Annotated in this window: 1 protein-coding gene; it reads right to left on the bottom strand. The window is 37.9% G+C overall.

The genetic code is table 11. The features are described from left to right. Nucleotides 1-1,145 (bottom strand): transposase (locus ABH968_RS27760; protein ID WP_370049215.1); only part of this gene is annotated, 1,145 nt, incomplete at its 3' end. Between the last annotated feature and the right edge of the window lie 158 nt (nucleotides 1,146-1,303).

Genomic DNA, 1,303 nt, shown 5'->3' on the forward strand with positions numbered 1-1,303 from the left:
TAATATGTCTGACTTTGACTCTTACTCGTTCCTTTTTTACCCGTACGTGCTTTTCTTGTCGCGAGATGACCGGCCTTACAAACAAACATTCCAGCGTCTTTATTAAACTCAAACTTGTCTTCTTCTTTTCGTGGTCCTTGTGTAAGAATAGGATTCAACTTTGCCACAAGCGCGATTTTCTCTTCTTTTGTATATTCGATATTTGCCTTTTCAGAGTAAGCTGCGTCTCCAATAACTGTATTAATTTTCATACCTGCTTCTGTGCTTTTTTCAATTAACTCTTGAAGATATTTTCCATCGCTTTTTTCACCTGTAGTAATGACAGCCGCTGTAATAATACGTTCATCACTCAACGCGATATGTGTCTTATACCCGAAGAAAGAAGATTCCGACGTCTTATGCCCTTTTCGCGCATCCGCATCAGAAGAGTAATTTAGATGTTCTTGGAAATCTTCTGCGACTTCTTTTAAAACATTCAGCTTTTCTTTGACAGATGGCATTTGTGCAATTTGTGGTTCCTTTTCAATGACTGAAATAACTTCCTTACAGTAAGTTAATTCATCCTTTACTTCGTTAGAAGTGGTCTTTGCGGGGAATTTGTCTTTCATCGATTCGTCAATTTTGTAGACAGCTTTTCGAGCGTTTTTTGATTTCTCTTGTAAAAATTCTTTAGGCGTTTTTTGGTTGTAACGGGCTTTTGTATGTGTGGCATCCACAATAATCGTTTGACTGTTGATGATTTTTTTCTCCAATGCGATCTCAACTGTTTTCCCAATGAGCATGTCTAATAAGCTTACGTCTTGAAGACGAAGCCGACGAAATTTTGTAAGAGAACTTGAATCAATGACTGGATCTTCTGGCGCCATATCCAAGAAATATTTGAATGACATATCGTACTTTGAACGCTCTACAAGGTCGACGTCTGATACATCATAAATCGCTTTTAATATTAAGTACTTAAACATACGAATTGGAGGAATGGCATTACGTCCATTGTCTAAACAATATTTTGTTTTTAACTCTTCTAAAATGAATGAAAAATCAACAAGTTCATTGATTTGGCGAAGTATATTATCTTTTGGCACAACAATATCGTAGATCGCCATATATGGACTTAAATTAAGGGTTTCTTGATTTGAAATCATCGGGGGCACCACCTGCACATTAATTCTTTTATTATAAAGGAAAGCGTGACTAAAATAATAGTGTGATACATTGCGTTGTTTGGAGAAGCATCGCTCGACTCCTGCGGGAAAGCGAGACAGACGAGACCCCGCACGAAGCGAAGCGTAGGAGGAGGCTC

The organism is Lysinibacillus sp. RC79, from assembly GCF_041262405.1.
Taxonomy (GTDB): Bacteria; Bacillota; Bacilli; order Bacillales_A; family Planococcaceae; genus Lysinibacillus.